Genomic DNA, 19,629 nt, shown 5'->3' with positions numbered 1-19,629 from the left:
GAGCGGGTTAAATAACCCGTCCCGCAGAAGTGGCTGCGGCTAAGGCTGGCTTGGTTTTTGAGCTTTAGCTGAAGAAACTTGCTAATCAAGCAACAACAAGCTTCAAACCGTTTTAAAGCTTAATTCTATTCAGGCTGAGCTAGAAAGTCGGCTATGGTTTTTTGCAACAACATAGCAGTCGGTGTGTCTTGAAAATCCTGATCAATAGGCGTATGGATATCGGAGACGTAAAATAATGTGATCGGTTTTCTCGGGCTTATCAGCAGTTTCAATGACTCTTGAATCTGATGCAGAATCGGGTTATCGATAAAGCGGTCTTGGTAATGTAATGCATAAGCAACTAGCCCTTTTCCGCTTCTGCTTCGAAGAATCCTAACCGGAATGCGAGGTTCTCCCGGAAGAATGATTACTCCTTGGTTTTCGAAGTCGCCTCCATAGGACAGCGCCAGTTCGGGATGATGATAGAGGCGTTTATGATCGAAGGCTCGTGCGGCAAATAGGCGTACCGGATGGCTTACGCCGTCTTGGTAACTGCGTTCGATCCACTCGCTGGCACCGAAGGTCAGCTCCCCCCAGTTCGGATTTCTTTTGGTCGGATGCGAACTGAACCGGCCTAGCTCCTGTTCTATGGCTTGTACCGAGCGGTTGTCTAGATCCGTTGAGCCAAAATAGTTGTGTATGACAGTCGGTATTAAGGCAATTGAAAGGATCAACGAGACAGGCAATGCATAACGGGCGGATAGCATGTTAATTTTCTGCCAGCGGAGTTTCAGGAGGGTTTTGGCCGATTATGAAAATAATCGGTAGTGCAATCATAAAGGTCATTAAACCGGAAATTTCATGTGCCGAGGTTTTTAATACATCCAAGCCGAACCAGTTGACTAGCAGAGTTAGTACAAGCACTCTAACGATATTAACGCCAACGGCCAGCGGTGCGGCAATGAGTAGCAGTACGATTCGTCGGCGAATGCTGTTGCAGAAATACGCCGTTAAAATCGCGATCGTGATTGCCGCATATAGCGTAGAAAAGCCGCTACAGGCGTCGGCGACTTGCAGTACGCCGTTTTCAACTTGCAGAACAGTTCCGTACGAATAAACCGGAATGCCGAATAATTTGAGTAACCACGCCACACTTTTCGTGGCGATGATTCTCAACGTCATGTGTATCGATTCGGTGAATACCAATGGTATCGGCAGAGTGAGGAAGAGCGTAGCCAATGGAAAAATAATGGCTTTGCTGCGTTCGGTGCCCAGAAACAACAGTGCAAGTCCCGGTAGTGCCAAAAAAAGTGCGGCGGCGGACAATAGTTGGGTATGCATGCCGGTATCCAGCATATGCGCAGCTAGCGCCGGAAGTAGTATCGCAAACCCCCAAGGATTAGCGCTTCTCGGTAAGTTCTTACGTTTTTTTAATTCTCCCCAGACTAGATAAATAACCAGTAAGGCGACCAGGATGCCGTGTCCGTTATGCCATACGCTCATCGTCCAGCGTTCGATAAGCCAAAATATTGTCGGAGCAAAAACCAAAATCAACAAGCCGGCGCATAACCAAAGCATTGATGTTTCTCTCAGCGCGAGGGTCTCGGTTGAATGAGCCGATTTAGATAAATGAGGAGGATAACTGATCATATTTTTTAACCGAGTCGATAGAGGGTTCCGATTATGACGATCCAAGCGTTGCACATGCTAGCAGAATAATCGTAGTGCTACCAAGCTTCGGGTAATTTGATTATCGTTTCTGTTCATAAGTTCGATTTTTTAGTAGACGTTTGTGATTGCGCTGTTAGTATTCTAGCAGTTAGCAGTTAGCAGTTAGCAGTGAAAGGTGAATAGTGAATAGGGCTGCTTTTGGATATGGGCGAAAATGATAGATTGGGCATTGAGTTGAATTGGAGAATTGATTTGAATAGTCGGCGTCGAAATTATGGTTTTTTTGGGGTTGTTGTAGCGGTGTTTTTCGGTGTGATGTGGTCGGCTTTAAGTTTAGCATCCGATTCATTACCTGCCACGATTGAAAAAATTAAGCCCGGCATTGTCGTCGTCGGGACGTTTCAGCGAACGCGTAGTCCTAGAGGGCTTTTTTTAGGTACCGGTTTTGCCGTTGGCGATGGAAGTTTAGTTGTTACCAACGCACATGTGGTAGCAAAGGAATTGGATGAAGGGCATTTGGAGTCCTTAGCGGTTTTTATTCGTCGTGGCGGTAAGGATCAAATGGTTCAAGCAAGACAGGTTGCGATCGCCCCGGAACATGACTTGGCTATACTGAAGCTGTCCGGTAATGCTCGTTTACCCGCGATGAGGCTTGGCGATTCCGGTCGAGTGAAGGAAGGGGAGTTGTATGCCTTTACCGGCTATCCGATAGGTATGGTGCTTGGGCTTTTTCCGGTGACGCATCGAGGAATCGTGTCGGCTATTACGCCGATGGCGATTCCGGTTATCCAGTCCAGGCAATTGAACACAAAAATGCTTAAGCGTTTACGTAATCCTTACAATGTTTTTCAACTCGATGCAACGGCTTATCCGGGGAATAGCGGCAGCCCATTATACGACCCTGAAACCGGCGAAGTGGTCGGTATTATCAACAAGGTTTTCGTCAAGGAAAGCAAAGAGCAGGTCCTTTCCCAGCCTAGCGGTATTACTTATGCGATACCTTCGGTTTATTTGAGGCAATTGTTGAATAAGGTTGAAAAGTAGGGAAAAAGGTGAAAGGGGAAAGAGGAAAGAGGAAAGAGGAAAGAGGAAAGAGGAAAGAGGAAAGAGGAAAGAGGAAAGAGGAAAGAGGAAAGAGGAAAGAGGAAAGAGGAAATTAGGGATTGACAAGTGGTTAAAATGCCGGATCATTTTACCGCTTACCGCTTACCGCTTACCGCTTACCGCTTACCGCTTACCGCTTACCGCTTACCGCTTACCGCTTACCGCTTACCGCTTACCGCTTACCGCCCACTGTCCCGGTGAAGGTGGAAGATATTTTGCCGTTGCCGGTTTATGGGGCTACACTTGTTGCGTCGAGTCTTTCGTGTAAATTTGTTTAACCCCTATACCATTATGGTTTGAAGTTTTTAAGCTTGTGAATAAATTCTCTATAACTCTCCGTTTTGAAACCGACTATCGGCAATCGATATGATCAGGATTTTTCGTCATTACATTTCTAGCGCGTTTTTATGGTTGCTCGTTTTTGAAGCAATCATGTTTTATTTCGCGATGTACCTGGGTAGTCAGGTACGTTTTCTTTATCAGCCTTCCTGGTATTCGGAATCCGATATCGTTAATGCCAGTCTGATTTTCGCGGCTATTTTTACGTTATGCAATATCTCGCTGGGATTGTACCGGCGAAATTTGGGCATCCACGAATACGACTTATTGGCGCGCGTCAGCTTTAGCTTCGGCGTCGGCATCTTTGTCGTGGTGTCGATTTATTACATTTTCCCCAATTTTTTAATCGCGCGGAGCGTATTGGGCGTCTCTATCGTGATTGCCTTTTTAGGCATGATGCTAATTCGGTATTTTTTTTATCGCTATGCAAAAATCGATAGGATTAAAAAACAAGTGCTGGTCGTCGGTAGCGGCAATAAGGCAAAAGAATTGGTCGAATTGAATTCCGGATATTTGCATAAGTCCTTTAATATTGCCGGTTTCGTGGCTTTGCCCGGTGAAATGTGTTGCATCGATGAAGCGCTGTTGATCAAGCAAGATAAATCGCTTAACGAGGTCGCTCATGATTTGAATATCGATGAGATCGTTTTAGCGATCGATGATAGGCGCCGCGGTATGCCGTTGACTACTTTGCTCGATTGTAAAATGTCGGGTTTCGATGTGATCGACTTAGTGACTTTTTACGAACGTGAACAAGGCCTTATCTCCCTTACGAATGTTTATCCGAGTTGGTTTCTATTTTCGGATGGTTTTGCGGTCAGCGGGTTAAGGTCAATAGGCAAAAGATTTTTCGATATTGTGGTTAGTTTGATTTTATTGGCGGTGGCCTGGCCCTTCATGTTAATGACTTCGATCGCAATTTTGATCGAAAGCGGAATCAAGGCGCCGATTTTTTATCGGCAAGTCCGAGTCGGCGAAAATAATCGTAACTTCGAAGTCATTAAATTCCGCAGCATGGTCGTCGATGCCGAGAAGAACGGCGCGCAATTCGCTCAAGAAAAGGACAATAGGATCACTAAAGTCGGCGCTTTCATTAGGAAATGCCGTATCGACGAATTGCCGCAAATATTTAATGTGTTAACAGGCGACATGAGCTTCGTCGGACCCAGGCCGGAGCGACCCGAATTCGTCGAAGGGTTTGTTGAACGGATCGATTATTATGCCGAACGACATCGTGTTAAGCCGGGGATTACCGGTTGGGCGCAGATATCGTACCAATACGGAGCTAGTGAAGACGATACGATTAGGAAACTCGAATACGATCTTTATTACGTAAAAAATTACAGTTTATTTTTAGATATCAGCATCATTCTACATACGATTGAAATTGTTGTTTGGGGGAAGGGGGCTAGGTGAGAATTTATATTGAAAGATGAAAGATGAAAGATGAAAGATGAAAGATGAAAGATGAAAGGTGAGGAGTTTGGAGAGGTTGATTTGAATAAAAAATGTATTTTAGTGACCGGCGGTGCCGGTTATATCGGTAGTCATACTTGTGTGGAGTTGCTTCAGGCCGGTTTTGAAGTCGTCGTGGTCGATAATTTATCGAACAGTAAATTGGAAGCGTTGCACCGAGTCGAATCAATTACTGGTAAATCCCTTGCGTTTTATCAAGTCGATATTAGAGATCGAAGCGGAATGGACCGGGTTTTCAATGAGTACAACATCGATGCGGTGATTCATTTTGCCGGACTCAAGGCGGTTGGGGAATCGTGCAGTAAACCTTTGGAGTATTACCACAATAATATTTACGGTACTTTGGTGTTGACCGAAGCGATGGCGGAGGCCGGAGTCAAAAATCTGGTATTCAGTTCTTCGGCGACGGTCTACGGCGATCCGCATAAAGTGCCTATCGAAGAAAGCTTCCCGTTGTCGGCGACTAATCCGTACGGAAGAACCAAGTTGTTTATCGAGGAGATTTTGAGGGATTTATCGGCTGCGGATCGGTTGCAGGGTTCCGGGGCAGCACCTTGGAAAATTGCTTTGTTGCGGTATTTTAATCCGATAGGCGCGCATGAAAGCGGTCTGATCGGTGAGGACCCTAATGGCATACCGAATAATCTCATGCCCTATATTGCGCAAGTGGCGATCGGTAAATTGACGGAGTTGTCGGTATTCGGTAACGATTACCCAACGCATGATGGTACCGGCGTTAGGGATTATATCCATGTTGTCGATTTGGCGAAAGGCCACTTGAAAGCGCTTGAAGCCTTGTTTGCTTGTCCGGCCGATCAAGCCGCTTGCACGGCGTTTAACTTGGGTACCGGCAAGGGCTACAGTGTTCTTGATATGGTTCAAGCATTTGAGCGGGTTACCGGTCAAAAGGTGCCTTATAAAATCGTTCCAAGACGGGCCGGCGATATCGCCGAATGCTATGCCGCCCCGGCTTTTGCGCAACAGCAACTCGGATGGTATAGCGAAAAAAATCTGCAAGATATGGTTGCAGATACTTGGCGTTGGCAAAGCCGAAATCCGCAAGGGTATGCTTAATCAATTCGTTTCCTGATTACTAACAAGCTTCAGCTAAAATCGGAACGTAACAGATCCCATGAATGCTGTTAATCGTCACCCAAGCAGGGATTGCAGAAGGGGGCAGATTGAATGGATGCGACTAGGCAAAGTATTAAAGGCACATGAGTATCCTGCGGGACGGGTTATTTAACCCGTCCCCAACGTTTCTGCTTGCTTCGGCCATGGTTGAAACGTTTCGGGCTGGGTTGTAAACAAACCCAGTCCAGCCGTAACAATTCAGCTCCCCGGCAATTATCGTTCCCATGCTCTGCGTCACTGCCATTAAGTTAAGGATTTTTCCGTTCGCCCTGAGTCTGTCGAAGGGTGAATGGAAAAATCCTGGGTCGATAAGTTAAGCCGTCCATGGTTCGACAGGCTCACCACGAACGGCTTAACTTAATGGCAGTGATGCTCTGCGTGGGAATGCCTGAGTACCGCTCCAGCGGTACGAGACGCTAGAGCGTCTCGGGCTGCATTCCCACGCTGGAGCGTGGGAACGATAAGGGGGAGCTGAATAATTATGTCCTGCCAAAGAGTTGCCAAACCTTCAACAAAGCTCATAGCTTCAAGATGTTATTTATCCATGAAATCCTAAGCGTTAACCGGGCCTTACTATGCTGCGTTGCAACAACAGTTTCATCACGGCTTGAACGCTTTCGTCCAGCGAGAGTGCATGCGTATTGACTATCAGCTCGGGTTTTTCGGGTTCCTCGTAAGGCGAGTCGATACCTGTAAAAAAAGGAATCTTGCCGGCACGCGCTTTTTTATACAACCCTTTCACGTCTCTTTGTTCGCAGGTTTCCAGCGGGCATTGGCAGTAGATTTCGATGAAATCGCCGTGAGGGACCAATTTCCGTGCGGAACTTCGGTCTGCGCGGAATGGTGAAATAAAAGCCGTTAATGTAATCACACCTGCTTCAATCATTAATTTGGCCATTTCGCCGATTCTTCTGATGTTTTCTACTCTATCCTCATCGCTGAAGCCCAAATCGCTGCAAAGGCCGTGTCTCACATTATCGCCGTCCAAAACGAAGGTCGAACAACCATAACGGTGCAAATAGTCTTCGACGGCATGAGCCAATGTAGACTTTCCCGAACCGGACAAGCCGGTAAACCACAGTATCACGCTTTTATGTTTATGTAGTTTTTCTCTGTCGTTACGGGTGATGGTGGCGTTATGCCAAACGGTATCGGTGCTTTTTTGAGTCATATTGATTTGATGGGAATGAATTAACGAAAGGATGAATAATGCGTTTCGAAGCGATCGATAAATTGCGGGAGAGTTTCTATCGGTAGATGATTGATGCCGGCCGCGGCTTTGCGTCCGCCTCCGGTAGGAAACATCGCGCATAGTTCGTCGGCGCCGGTTTTATGAGTATGCGGAGCCCTGACGCTGACTAAATAGCCGCCCGAGCGGTTATGGCTCAGTATCGCATGCGCGCGGTCGGGATGAGCATTGGCTAACTCGTTGGCGAAAACGCCGCTGATGCGTCTGGCCCAAGCTTCGTCCGGTAAGATGAAAACCGCCACTGAGGCTGTGCTGTATTCCGATGCGATGTTTTTGGCATATGCCATGTCATTGTCATAGCCATCCACCAATCGATGATAGATTTCAGCTTTATCATTGATAAAATCGAAAGGCGACGGGTAACCGGCCATTTCTAAATACAGTTCGTCGGGCGGAAAATGCAGGTCCTCGACGCAACTACCGTAACCGTTATAATTGATACAGATGCCGAGTTGTTTGAGCTGTTCGGTGTGCATTTCGGACAAGGATAGTCCGCTAGCCAATTGCATGGCCGGTTGATCTAGATTATCCCCGAATGCGGCCGTGATGGCCCATTCCCGGTAGCGTCCTTGTAAATAACGGTCGACGAGTATACTGGTGCAGACATTGGCATCTGTATCGATCAGAGCGGTTAATGCGGTATGATCGGGTATATCGCCGGACCGGTGATGATCGACATAGAATACTTCGGCGCCTTGATCCAGAATGCGCTGGAGCGCGGGCAGATTCTTTTCCAATGAAATGTCCAGGACCAAGACTTTGTCGCCGGCTCGAGCGTCGACTCGCTCGAGCAAATCGATATCGCGCTTAATGCCGGTCACCAGTTGGGCGTTCACGGGCTCGGCAAGCCGAAGCTGAATTAAGGCGCAAATGCCGTCGGCATCGCCATTGAAAACATCGAAGCGCATGCGTTTTTCCTTAAATAATAAACAATGGAAGGCAAAGTATAGGCAAAAGCCGGCGCGATACCAACTGCCTAAGAGAAAAGGTTAGATAAACCCGCTATAATCTTTATCGTTGTCTGTAAAAATTGTAATTATTCAGCATAAGTCATGTATGAGAAGGTGTCAGGCATTGATTTATAAGGCTGTCTGCAACAGGACGTTGCAGTCAGAGCTTACAGGGATGTATTCACGCGTCCTTAGAAATCAATGCCTGACACCAACCTACCGCATGCGCTGAATAGTTACTAAAAATTTATCATTACCAAGGATTTTCCTATGATACCTGTTATTTTATCCGGCGGTTCGGGCACCCGGTTGTGGCCGTTGTCTCGCGGACAATATCCTAAGCAATTTCTGCCGCTGGTTTCCGAGCGGACAATGATTCAGGAAACCGTGCTGAGGCTCAATGGACTCAAACATATCAAACCTCCAATCGCCGTTTGTAATGAAGATCATCGCTTCATGCTGGCCGAGCAAATGTGGGAAATCGGCGTCAAACCGGCCTCCATCATTTTGGAGCCGGTCGGCAAAAACACCGCGCCTGCGGTCGCGATGGCGGCTTTATCGGTCGCTTCCGACGACGTGCTTTTGATCTTGCCGGCCGATCACGTCATTGCCGATTGCGCCGCGTTTCATCAAGCCGTTATCGCCGCCGATACCTTGGCTCGGCAAGGGCAATTGGTGACTTTCGGTATTGTGCCGACACAGCCTGAAACCGGTTATGGCTACATACAACGTTCGCAGTCGCAACAGGGCGAGGCATTTAAAGTCGCGGCATTCGTCGAGAAACCGGATGCGGAAACCGCGCAGCGTTATATCGAAAGCGGCGATTTTTATTGGAACAGCGGCATGTTCGCTTTCAAAGCCGGCGTTTATCTCGACGAATTGGCGAAATTCAATCCCGAGATGTTGCAGGTCTGTCGAGAAGCACTGCAATCGGCGCAGCAGGATTTGGACTTTACCCGTATCGGTAAGGATATTTTTTCGACCTGTCCGGCCGATTCGATCGATTATGCCGTGATGGAAAAAACCGCCAATGCCGTCGTTATTCCGCTCGATGCCGGGTGGAACGATGTAGGCTCATGGACGGCTCTTTGGGACGTGACGCCGAAAGATGACTCGGGCAATGCAGTCTTCGGCGATGTTTTGGCGATCGACACCGAAAATTCTTATTTGTATTCAAAAGATAAATTGGTTGCAGCAATCGGCGTTCAGGATCTGGTCATTGTCGAAACCGATGACGCCTTATTGGTCGCAACCAAGGACAAAGTGCAAGAAGTCAAAGCGATCGTCGATTTTTTGAAAAGCCAAAAGCGCAGTGAAGCCGATTTGCATCGCAAGGTTTATCGTCCGTGGGGGCATTACGATTCGGTCGATAATGGGGAACGTCACCAGACCAAGCGGATTTTGGTCAAGCCGGGTGCCAAGTTATCCTTGCAGAAACATCATCACCGCGCCGAACATTGGATTATTGTCAAAGGCACCGCTTTGGTCACCAAGGGCGATCAACAGATTCTGTTGGCCGAAAACGAGTCGATTTATATTCCTCTGGGTACCGTGCATTGTTTGGAAAACCCCGGCGTAATTCCTTTGGAAATGGTAGAAGTGCAATCGGGTAGCTATCTAGGCGAGGACGATATTGTGCGTTTTCAGGATCAATATGGTAGGGTTTAATTCCATAGAAGCCAACTTAAGGAAATAACGCGTCATTCCGCCAGGGATTGGCGGAAGCCAGTACCAGGGATGGCAACGCGTAGCTTCGCATCTATGCCGATATAACGAATAAAGCCGCAAACCCACCACAGAATAAGCACTAATAAGTTGGCGCTTATTGGGTTTGATTCATTGTAGGCCCGAGCGACCTCGTCGGTTATCGATGCGATAGCGTTTATAACCCGCCAGCCAAAATTTTTAGATCTTAATTTCATTAACGGGAGATATCGATGAAACAAATTATCACGAAAGCCGTATTTCCGGTCGCGGGTTTAGGCACCCGGTTTTTACCGGCCACCAAAGCTAGTCCGAAAGAAATGTTGCCGGTCGTCGATAAACCGTTGATTCAATATGCAGTCGACGAGGCAGTCGCCGCAGGAATCGATACGATGATCTTTGTGATTGGCCGGAACAAAACATCGATTGTCGATCATTTCGACAAAGCCTACGAGCTTGAAACCGAGTTGGAAGCGAAAGGTAAGATTCAGACTTTACGGATGATACAAAATATCGTACCGCCGCATGTCTCCTGCGTTTATATTCGACAGTCCGAAGCGCTGGGGTTGGGACATGCGGTTTACTGCGCGCGGCCTATCGTGGGTGACGAGCCTTTTGCCGTCATTTTGGCCGACGATTTAATCGAAGACAAACACCGTGGATGTATGCGACAAATGGTTAGCGTATTCAATCAGGAACGCAGTAGTATTTTGGGAGTCGAGCGAGTCGATCCTTCGGAAACCGGTAGTTACGGCATCGTTAAGACAGAACCGGTTTCGGAAAAACTAAGCGATGTGAAGTTGATTGTCGAAAAACCCAAGCCGGAGCAAGCGCCGTCGAATTTGGCGGTCGTCGGACGCTATATTTTGACGCCGGCTATTTTCGAAAAAATCAAACGGACCAAAAAAGGCGCGGGTGGAGAAATTCAACTCACCGATGCGATCGCCGCATTGATGGATGACGAGCAGGTTTTGGCGTATGAGTTTGAAGGACAGCGTTACGATTGCGGTTCCAAGCTCGGCTTTTTAATCGCGACGGTCGAGCATGGTTTATTACATGAAGAGTTGAAAAACGATTTTGCCGAATATTTGAAAAATCTCGCGGCTCGGATTTAATGTGTGCGTAAAAGTTCAGTATGAGCTAATGGGGAGATCGGGGGCGTTCCTCGCATAGACGCCAACTTAAGGCATAAAACGTTGATTTGTAGTTGAAAAATAAAAGTGTGGCCACAACATAGAGTATTTTTACCGACGAAAGTGAAAATCCCTATGAAGCAGCCACAGCTAACAGATACGCCTTTTGATGAATTTTTGCAAGAGCTCCCGGCAGATTTCCAGGAGCAGGCCTATGAATTACAGGCGTTTGCACGGGCACGGAAAATCCGATCACCGTTGCAATTATTGCAGTTAGTCCTGTTGTATTGCGGACAGGACTTGTCGTTGCGCAGCTGTGCCGGCGAAGTTGCCAAGCTTCAAGGCTATTTGAGCGACACGGCGGTGACCAAGCGACTGGCGGCCTGCGTGGTGTGGATCAAGTCGTTACTGAAGCGTGTGTTCGGATTGGATAAACAGATCAACAATGGCTCCTTGAATTTCATTGTGATTGACGGTTCGACCGTGCAAGAACCCGGCGCGAAAGAAACAACGTATCGCTTGCATGTGGCGATCGACTTGATGAGCTTGACACTTCGCGAGGTCAACGTCACGACCGATAAAGTCGGCGAGAGCTTGGATCACTATCAGTTGACTGCAGGTGATGTCGCGTTGGTTGATCGAGGCTACAACCAACCGAAGTCTTTAGTCCCGCTCATTGATCGCGGCGGCCACGTCGTACTGCGCTACAATCCACACAGCATGACCCTTTACGAACGGTGCAACGAACCGAAAGGTGTTAAAATCGATTGGGAACAGCGCATACGCGATTTGAATGGTCAGCCGGGTGCGATACCCGTTTATCTGTGCCATCAAGACAAACGTATTGAAGGCGTGGTGCATGCGATGCCGTTACCGCCGGAACAGGCGGCGCAAGCACGCCGCAAAGCGAAACAACGCGCGCGTGATAAAGGTCGCACGGCGAGCCAAAAGACCTTGATGCTGAGCGGCTGGGTGTTGATTTTTACTTCGCTCCCCGAAGCGCTGCTCGACACGAAATCAATCGCTGAGCTCTACCGGGTTCGCTGGCAAGTGGAGCTGGTCATAAAGCGGCTAAAGAGCTTGCTCGATATCGACCGGCTACGCGCCCGAAAAGACAGCAAGCTGGCGGATTTATATTTGCACGGCAAGTTACTGTTTGCTGCAGTGACTCAAAAAATAGCGCAGCGCCGATTCGGCCGGGCGGCCACCACAATGGACGGTGATCGTTCGATTACCCATTGGCGTTTATGGCGCACGATCGCCAATGAGATCAAGGCAGGACTTACGGCTTGTTTTCCAAAAAATAAGCGCTTTATTGATGACCACGTAAAAAGCCTTTGTGAACGTCCGCGCAAGAGAAAGCTTCAGGGTTTGCCGGATCGTGTTTTGGAACTCATTATTGAAGGTCGGGGAGGTGGCGTTAGTCTTGCTTAATCAAATACTTAGATTCTTAAGTTGGCGCTTATGGGCGTTCCTCGTCCCACCAAGCCGGTGAAAATGTTGTAGACCCTTCATGCTTCGACTTGGCTCAGCACGAACGGTCTACAACACATGCAACTCCACTTTTTAGGATTAAGGGAAGTTCTTTATGACTAAGTCCTTAATTAATTTCTAGCCCTATTGAGACTACGCTGATTTTAATCCGTTTCGGTGTTGATCCCGTAGCCTTGAAACAAAGAGCGAATTTCTTCGAGTCCATCTTCGATAGACCAGCTAACCGAACGTGATAGCAAGTCGAGCAGGATGATGGCATTAACGGTGGCATCCTCGGTGCTTGCCGCTCTAAAACGGTTGGCAAGGGCTTTGTTGATGATTTGCAAGTTTTGATAACGTTGCATCAGTTCATCCAATTCGAAGGTATGTTCAAGACCTTGCTTATACTTGAAATATTGACCCAGCAAATACATCGATGTACTACGGTAAATTGTTTCGTCGTCGCTGGCCAAGGGTAGATGAAAGCGCGCCATCGGTTTTAAATGTTCGGTATGAGGGCAAGGGCTTGTCGCCATGATTAAACCCAGCAACGAGCTTAATGCCCGCTGCATCGTGGTTTTTCCGCTGATTGTTCGTTCCGGTGTGATAACATCTAGTGCGACCGATTCATAAGAAACCAGCGTGCCGCATAACTCCATAAGCGGCTGCAAATTGACGGCGACGGGACATTGCGGTGAATGTTCCTTTGCCAAGGTGCAATTACTGCATTGGTGGTATTCGAGCTCGGTCCAGAATGGCGGCTCAGTGAGTTGGGGACGGGTAAAATTCATCGTTTTTTGATCGATTTCAATTGCGAACTCGATGACGTTATTATCGGCGAATAAAAAACGATAGAGAAAGTGTAAGTTTTGATCGGTCATGCGGTTTTCCAATATGAAGCCGTCTTGTCGTTGATATTTAGGAACGAGCATGAAATAACTTAGACAATTGTCGGAAGGGGGGTTGGTGACTCGCTTGACAGGTGTCGGCGGCAGGGATAGCCGCCGTCAAGCCTACAGGGACGTATTCACGGCGTCCTGTCAAGCGAGTCACCAAACCGCCACAAAGCCTACTACTTGTATAAGTTATTTTGTGCATATTCCTTAGTGGGTCTTCGGTTTCTAAGTTTACTTTATCGATTGGACTTTATATAAGTATCGCTTAATTTTGGCAAAGGATGATTTAAATGGGTGGATTATGAACGAGGATGCGGCAAAAATTTTATTGGTGGATGACGAACAAAATGTTCTCAAGGCTTTATCCAGGATTTTGCGGGATTATCATTTAGTGACCGCGCAGAGTGGGGAAGAATCATTACTATTAGCCAAAGAAATCGAATTCGATTTAGTGATTTCGGATTATCGAATGCCGGGCATGGACGGTGTTGAGTTTCTAAAGAAGTTCATTAAGTTGCAACCGAATGCCATGCGGATGATTCTGACCGGCTACGCCGACCTCGAAAGTGCTCAGCATGCGATCAATGAAGCCGGCGTATTCCGGTTTCTGAATAAGCCTTGGAATAATCTTGAAATAATCAATGCGGTTGCAGTTGCGTTAGAGCATAAACGAATATTGCAAGAAAATAAGGACTTAGCCGATCAGGTACGAAGGCAGCAAGCGCTTTTGAAAGATCAAGATGCTATTCTTAGAGCACTGGAAGCCGAAGAACCCGGCATTACCAAGGTCAATTGGGCCGCGGACGGTTCGATCATCATCAATGAAGATGAATATGAATAACGGAGTTAAAGATTTACCTGATTAGCAAGTTTCTTCAGCTAAAGCCCAAAAACCAGGATATCCCTGGCAGGACGGGGCTTGCAACCCCGTCCTAAGCGTTTCGATTTTGGCCGAAGTAAGCCGAAATGTTTAGGTCAAACCGAAAAGTTGGGGACGGGTTAAATAACCCGTCCCGCAGAAGTCGCAGCGGTTACGACTGGCCCGCTCGGGCATTTGGCTCCGGCAAGCTGAAGCATCTTGCTAATCAGGAAGATTTAAAGCGAATCGTAGGGTACGCTGCGCGTACCTTATGTCGGCGCAAGGCACAATGATCCTAAATTCGGCCGTTTAACCATGAAGCACATGAAGTATTTCACGAGATCACCTAAACATTCCCGCTAAACTCTTGGGTGAGCGAAAGTTTTATACAAACGAATCCGTGGGAACCCATAGCTTGGCTGCCGAGGTAAGGTCGGTATGCATTCCCACGCAGGAGCGGTGGGAACGAGAAGTGCTTGCACTCAGGCTCCACAGTGTGTCTCAAAAGCTTGCCATCCATGGCACTGGATTCCGCCAGTCCATGGCGGAATGACGGGTTTACCTAAACTTAATCCTAAATTCGGCAGTTTCACCATGAAGCACATGAAGTATTTCAAGAAATTACCTAAATGTTTTCTTTATGATCTTCATGGTGAAATGCTTTTTCTAGAATGATGGTACGCACAGCGTCCCCTACAGTCTTCAAGTTTCGAAATTGGCGTCGTATGAATTTCTGCTATTAACGCGAACATAGCCTATTTATTGCCTAATCGGACTTTGATTGATAATTGCCCCCCGTTTTCTCGTAAATTGAAAATATCGTTTACGTTTTTTTCGGTTAGTATCCGGTCTTTTAAATACAGTAAATCATTGCACAAGACTTCCTCGACTTCCATTCCTGCTTGCAATTGAGTCCAGGACATTTCGATTATCGGCCTATCGTCCTCTTCCGATTCAGGCAAGTATTGCAGAAAGATATCGCTGACATCGGGGTCATAGAGGCTCCCTTTTTTCAGTTCAATATGCTTTTTGACTTGAACGATCGGTAACGATTCACCGGTTAGCGTGCCGTCGAGATAGGAAATGTAGTCCCTGATTATCGCGAGGATACGCGAGCCGATCGGTATTTCTGTGCCGACCAAGCCTTTCGGCATGCCTGAACCATCGTAATGTTCATACTGGTGATAAATGATCGAAGCGGCTTCTTGGAGTTGCCGGATGTCTCTTAGCATCATTTGCCCTTCCTCGGCATGTTTGTAATAGCGCTTTTTATCATGCCAAGAAAGTGAAAACAGCGGCTGTTTCAATAGCTCGTCGGGTAAGCTCATTTTGCCGATTTGCAACAACAGTCCGGCATACATCACGTTGTTGATGTCTTCATCGCTCAATTCCATGAGCCGCGCTATCTTTCGGCCATTTTCCGCAAAAAATTTGGCATGACCGCTTTTGATTCCGGGCCGCATTTCAATAATTCGGGCAAAGGTTTTAATCGAGTCGGTATATTGTTTTTTTAAGGCTTTGTTGGCTTTATCGATTTGCGCCAACGATTTTTTCAATTGCCCTGTTCTTTGTTCAACCTTGTCTTCGAGATGAGCATTGAGTTCCTTGAGTTGTTCGTTTTGGTCTTGAACGATGGCGAATAAGCGGTTACGTTCATCGCGAATGAATTTTTGCTCAAGCGCATTGTGTACTAGTATTTTGAGCTCGTTATCATCCCAGGGCTTACTGCAATAACTATAGATTTTGCCTTTATTGACAGCCGCGATCGTCGATTCGATGTCGGCATAACCGGTCAACAAAATACGCACCGTGTTCGGCCATTGTTCAGCCGCCTTGGCTAGAAATTCCGCTCCGTCCATTTTCGGCATGCGCATGTCGGACAGGATCAAGTCCACCGGCTCTTGGTTTAACAGCACCAAGCCTTCCGAACCGTTTTCAGCGGTATGAATCGTATAGTTGCAGGAACGGAACAAGCGCTTTAACGCCTTGAGTATATTCTGCTCATCGTCGACGAGTAGTAACACGGGCTGAATTTTTGCGTCCGTTGACGGAGCGTTCATAGAATGAATCCTGGGCAAGTTGACTATCGTTGTTTAAGGCATCTTTTGTTACTGTGAAAGTTCGTAGATTTGGACTCGTTATCTAATTTTTCGATATACAAAAGTTCAGCAACGAAAATGCCGGTTCCTAAGAGGTTGCGGTTGCTCGATCGACAGGCGTCGGCGGCAGGGAGCCGCCGTCGAGCCTACATGGACGTATTAACGGCGTCCTGTCGGGCGAGTGACCGCACCCTAATCATCCCCTCGTACTTTCATTTGCCGGGGTGACCAAAGCTTCTTCATGATCGTTAGGTTAATATAGCTTACTCCCTTTTGATTGAAAAACCGTCTAACGACCGTTTTTTGCTATTCGAAGTGAAATGTTTTTTTTAGATTAATTGTTTCTATAACGAATTTTTCCACTTGTTACCGCTTTTTACTCCCTTCATTCGACAAAGAATAATTCTATACGTCATTTAACTAATGAGTCATTTGACTGATTGTTCAAATGTTTCCGCCAAAGAATAATCGATTTCAGCCTTATTCGGCTGCGCCGGTATAAACCGGTGCATTTTTTGACTCTTAGGGGGAATGATCATGACGACTGTTTACAAGCTAGGCAGCCACAAACGACAACACGGTTTTTTGACGTATCTACTTTTTGCAGCATTATCGCTAAGTCATGTGCAGGAGTCGCAAGCAGGTGCGACTTTTAAAATCGACGAAACCAAATGGTTAAGCCTCGGTGCCGGTTTACGGACAAGCTTTACCTCGGTCGAGTCGGTTGCGGACGGTAATTGGTCGAACGACTTTTTCGTCGATAACATGCGTTTGTATTTGAATGCTCAGATTCACGAATACATCAAGTTGGAAATCAACTCGGAATGTCAAACCTGTAATTCAGGCGGTGAGCTTCGATTATTGGATGCAATCGGTAAATTCGAATTTCATCCGATGGCGAATTTGTGGGTCGGGCGCATGCTCGTGCCGGCCGAGCGCCGCGAAATGAACGGACCGTTTTATAGCGCCGTGCATAGCATTTATGTAACCGGCGACCGGATTAGCGGTACGCCGTTCGAGCCGGCCGATTTCAATACGACGATACGTAATGACGGAACATCTGCGGGTTCTTTCGGCCGTGACGACGGTGTGACGTTTTGGGGTTCTGTTTGGGACGGCCGCGTTCAATACGCGTTAGGTATTTTCCAAGGGTTAAGAGGCGGCGCGAATAAAGACGACAATCTGCTCTATGCGCAACGCTTGGCTTTTAACTTCTGGGAAGTCGAAAAAAATCCCGGTTACTACACATCGGGGACCTATTACGGTAAGGGGGGCGACATTCTGACCTTGGCGGTTTCTAATCAATATCAGGAAGATGGCGCTGGTGTCCTTGGTGATGCCGGTAATTTCAGGGGTACGGCGATCGATTTATTACTCGAAAAAGTATTGGGGAACGGCGGTGTCGTGACTCTGAACGGCGAATATAAGAATTACGGAATCAATGGTTTCAGCATGGCCAGCCGAAGAGCAGGGGGCGGGTTTGCGATGTTCGAAGGCAATGCCTATGACGTGAGTGGTATGTATTTATTTCCGCAAACGATCGGTATCGGCCAATTTCAACCCTTCGTTCGTTATGTCAACGTCATGCCGAAAAATAGTCCGGATCGGAATATGTTCGAGGCCGGGGTGAATTATGTCATCGACGGACATAACGCACGAATCGGTTTAAGTTGGCAATACGGCGATTTGATGACTAAGGGGCTCAATTACAGGGACGATGCGACAGGCGACCAAGTCAATGCCTTCCTTCTTGGCTTTCAGTACCAAATCTAATTTCAATTACATCGGGAATATACCATGAAGAAACTATCGAAAAATCTTAAATTGCTAAGCGTTGCAGCCGTTGCATCGTACTTAACGGTTACGGCTCCGAATGCTTCAGCTGAAGACACGATCAAAGTCGGCGTCTTACATTCGCTGTCGGGCACGATGGCGATTAGCGAAACCACGCTCAAAGATACGATGCTAATGCTGATCGAGGAGCAGAACAAAAAAGGCGGTTTGCTCGGTAAGAAGCTCGAGCCGGTCGTCGTCGATCCGGCCTCGAATTGGCCTTTGTTCGCCGAGAAAGCGCGCGAACTCTTGACCAAGGATAAGGTTGCGGCGATCTTCGGTTGCTGGACGTCGGTCTCGCGTAAATCGGTGTTGCCGGTCGTCGAGGAATTGAACGGCTTGTTGTTCTATCCGGTGCAATACGAAGGCGAAGAATCGTCGAAAAACGTGTTTTACACCGGTGCCGCGCCGAATCAGCAAGCGATTCCGGCCGTCGATTATCTGATGAGCGACTTCGGCGCCGAACGTTGGGTGTTGGCAGGGACCGACTATGTTTATCCTCGCACGACCAACAAAATTCTCGAAGCGTATCTGAAAGCCAAAGGCGTCGACGAAAAGGACATTATGATCAACTATACGCCGTTCGGCCATTCCGATTGGCAAAGTATCGTATCGGATATCAAGAAATTCGGTTCGGCCGGCAAGAAAACGGCGGTCGTGTCGACGATCAACGGCGATGCCAACATTCCTTTCTATAAAGAATTGGGTAATCAGGGTGTTTCCGCCGAGGACATTCCGGTCGTCGCGTTCTCGGTCGGCGAAGAGGAGTTGTCTGGCATCGATACAAAACCGTTGGTCGGTCATCTAGCCGCTTGGAATTATTTCATGAGTGTCGATACGACCAAGAACGCTGCATTCATCAAACAATGGCATGAGTTCATCAAGAACCCGAAACGCGTAACCAACGATCCGATGGAAGCGCATTACATCGGTTTCAATATGTGGGTCAAGGCGGTCGAAAAGGCCGGAACGACGGACCCGGATGCAGTGCAAAAGGCGATCATCGGCGTCGAGGCTCCTAACTTGACCGGCGGTATTTCAAAAATGCTGCCGAACCATCACATCACCAAGCCGGTATTGATCGGCGAAATTCAGGAAGACGGGCAGTTCTTGACCGTTTGGCAAACCAATAAATTGGTTCCGGGCGATGCCTGGTCGGATTATCTGCCGGAGAGTAAGCCGATCATTGCCGACTGGACGCCTCCGATCATGTGCGGCAATTTCAATACCGAAACAAAAAAATGTTCCGGGCAAAATTATTGACCGGGCAATATTGAAGTAGAGAGTAGGGTGCGAATTTAAGTTTAAGATTTCGCCCAAAATAACTTCCTCCCTGAAAAGGCTTTGTTTTCGTTAATAGCTGTAGTTGTTCCGATAAGGATTGAGGCGCGGGGCGGGTTATTCAACCCGCTCCGAACGTTTGGATTTGCTTTGGGCATGGTAGAAATGTTAAGGACGTGGTTGCAAACCCCGTCCTGCATAGTGCTGAAATTTGATTAGCAAAGAGTATATACCCATCGCACTTCAAATTTCGGCATTGACGCGTGGAGGTGCCGGGGTGTTCGGCAAAGGCTTTGACAGCAGGGATGCTGTCACAGAGCCTACATGGACGTATTCACGGCGTCCTTTGACGGACACCCCGGCGCCGAAATTTGACCAGCAAAGGGTATATATTCTTAACTGGTATCGCATACCGTTTGCAAAGTTACGCGGTGCGAGCCCTACGATTG

At 47.6% G+C, this 19,629-nt stretch carries 16 protein-coding genes; 9 read left to right on the top strand and 7 right to left on the bottom strand.

Annotation, left to right across the window (positions count from 1 at the left end; translation table 11 throughout):
• Positions 1-125: 125 nt before the first annotated feature.
• Both EQU24_RS15005 and EQU24_RS15000 read right to left on the bottom strand, forming a co-directional pair.
• The gene (locus EQU24_RS15005) at positions 126-746 is read right to left on the bottom strand and encodes a hypothetical protein (protein ID WP_017838718.1); all 621 of its coding nucleotides are present in this window, start codon (positions 744-746) and stop codon (positions 126-128) included.
• Position 747: 1 nt separating this feature from the next.
• On the bottom strand, positions 748-1,557 hold the full coding sequence (locus tag EQU24_RS15000; protein WP_017838719.1) for an exosortase/archaeosortase family protein: 810 nt from the start codon (positions 1,555-1,557) through the stop codon (positions 748-750).
• A 345-nt stretch (positions 1,558-1,902) separates the two neighbouring features.
• Here EQU24_RS15000 and EQU24_RS14995 point away from each other — a divergent pair, with 345 nt between their 5' ends.
• The 3 genes from EQU24_RS14995 to galE all read left to right on the top strand — a co-directional run bounded on the left by EQU24_RS14995 (position 1,903) and on the right by galE (position 5,643).
• Positions 1,903-2,694 carry a S1 family peptidase gene (locus EQU24_RS14995; RefSeq protein WP_235726359.1) on the top strand — a complete coding sequence of 264 codons (792 nt, stop codon included), beginning with the start codon at positions 1,903-1,905 and terminating at the stop codon, positions 2,692-2,694.
• A 426-nt stretch (positions 2,695-3,120) separates the two neighbouring features.
• Positions 3,121-4,509, top strand: a complete 1,389-nt coding sequence (locus EQU24_RS14990; protein ID WP_017838723.1) for a TIGR03013 family XrtA/PEP-CTERM system glycosyltransferase — start codon at positions 3,121-3,123, stop codon at positions 4,507-4,509.
• Between the two features lie 51 nt (positions 4,510-4,560).
• The gene (galE, locus tag EQU24_RS14985; protein ID WP_017838724.1) at positions 4,561-5,643 is read left to right on the top strand and encodes a UDP-glucose 4-epimerase GalE; all 1,083 of its coding nucleotides are present in this window, start codon (positions 4,561-4,563) and stop codon (positions 5,641-5,643) included.
• 619 nt (positions 5,644-6,262) lie between these two features.
• Here the strand turns inward: galE and cysC are convergent.
• Positions 6,263-6,874, bottom strand: coding sequence for an adenylyl-sulfate kinase (cysC, locus tag EQU24_RS14980; protein WP_014149195.1), 612 nt, complete (start codon positions 6,872-6,874; stop codon positions 6,263-6,265).
• A gap of 20 nt (positions 6,875-6,894) precedes the next feature.
• Positions 6,895-7,860, bottom strand: a complete 966-nt coding sequence (locus EQU24_RS14975) for a DHH family phosphoesterase (protein WP_017838725.1) — start codon at positions 7,858-7,860, stop codon at positions 6,895-6,897.
• A 312-nt stretch (positions 7,861-8,172) separates the two neighbouring features.
• Here EQU24_RS14975 and EQU24_RS14970 point away from each other — a divergent pair, with 312 nt between their 5' ends.
• Positions 8,173-9,570: a mannose-1-phosphate guanylyltransferase/mannose-6-phosphate isomerase gene (locus EQU24_RS14970; protein ID WP_017838726.1), complete on the top strand. Its 1,398-nt coding sequence runs from the start codon at positions 8,173-8,175 to the stop codon at positions 9,568-9,570.
• Between the two features lie 32 nt (positions 9,571-9,602).
• Here EQU24_RS14970 and EQU24_RS22755 read toward each other — a convergent pair whose 3' ends face one another.
• Entirely contained in the window at positions 9,603-9,824 is a 222-nt protein-coding gene (locus tag EQU24_RS22755; protein WP_017838727.1) for a hypothetical protein, read from the bottom strand.
• 15 nt (positions 9,825-9,839) lie between these two features.
• Here EQU24_RS22755 and galU point away from each other — a divergent pair, with 15 nt between their 5' ends.
• Together galU and EQU24_RS14960 are read left to right on the top strand one after the other, a co-directional pair.
• Complete coding sequence (galU, locus tag EQU24_RS14965; protein ID WP_017838728.1) at positions 9,840-10,721, top strand: UTP--glucose-1-phosphate uridylyltransferase GalU; 882 nt, start codon at positions 9,840-9,842, stop codon at positions 10,719-10,721.
• Positions 10,722-10,874: 153 nt separating this feature from the next.
• Positions 10,875-12,173 (top strand): transposase, encoded by a 1,299-nt coding sequence (locus tag EQU24_RS14960; RefSeq protein ID WP_138767097.1) that lies wholly within the window; start codon positions 10,875-10,877, stop codon positions 12,171-12,173.
• 203 nt (positions 12,174-12,376) lie between these two features.
• Here the strand turns inward: EQU24_RS14960 and EQU24_RS14955 are convergent, their stop codons facing one another.
• Entirely contained in the window at positions 12,377-13,144 is a 768-nt protein-coding gene (locus tag EQU24_RS14955) for a DUF6901 family protein (RefSeq protein WP_017838730.1), read from the bottom strand.
• Positions 13,145-13,409: 265 nt separating this feature from the next.
• On the opposite strand from EQU24_RS14955, the gene EQU24_RS14950 reads away from it, so the two are divergent.
• A complete protein-coding gene (locus EQU24_RS14950) occupies positions 13,410-13,949 on the top strand; it encodes a response regulator (RefSeq protein WP_017838731.1) in 540 nt (179 codons plus the stop codon).
• A 773-nt stretch (positions 13,950-14,722) separates the two neighbouring features.
• On the opposite strand, the gene nosR is transcribed toward EQU24_RS14950, so the two are convergent.
• Positions 14,723-16,027, bottom strand: coding sequence for a response regulator c-di-GMP phosphodiesterase, NosR family (gene nosR / locus EQU24_RS14945; protein WP_017838732.1), 1,305 nt, complete (start codon positions 16,025-16,027; stop codon positions 14,723-14,725).
• Between the two features lie 576 nt (positions 16,028-16,603).
• Here nosR and EQU24_RS14940 point away from each other — a divergent pair.
• Positions 16,604-17,839 (top strand): hypothetical protein, encoded by a 1,236-nt coding sequence (locus EQU24_RS14940; protein ID WP_017838733.1) that lies wholly within the window; start codon positions 16,604-16,606, stop codon positions 17,837-17,839.
• A 24-nt stretch (positions 17,840-17,863) separates the two neighbouring features.
• Complete coding sequence (gene urtA / locus EQU24_RS14935; RefSeq protein ID WP_017838734.1) at positions 17,864-19,162, top strand: urea ABC transporter substrate-binding protein; 1,299 nt, start codon at positions 17,864-17,866, stop codon at positions 19,160-19,162.
• Positions 19,163-19,629 lie beyond the last annotated feature (467 nt).

This window comes from Methylotuvimicrobium buryatense (assembly GCF_005931095.1).
Lineage (GTDB): Bacteria > Pseudomonadota > Gammaproteobacteria > Methylococcales > Methylomonadaceae > Methylotuvimicrobium > Methylotuvimicrobium buryatense.
Note: the sequence above shows the minus strand (reverse complement) of the source record. Positions and strands in the feature narration are given on the sequence as shown.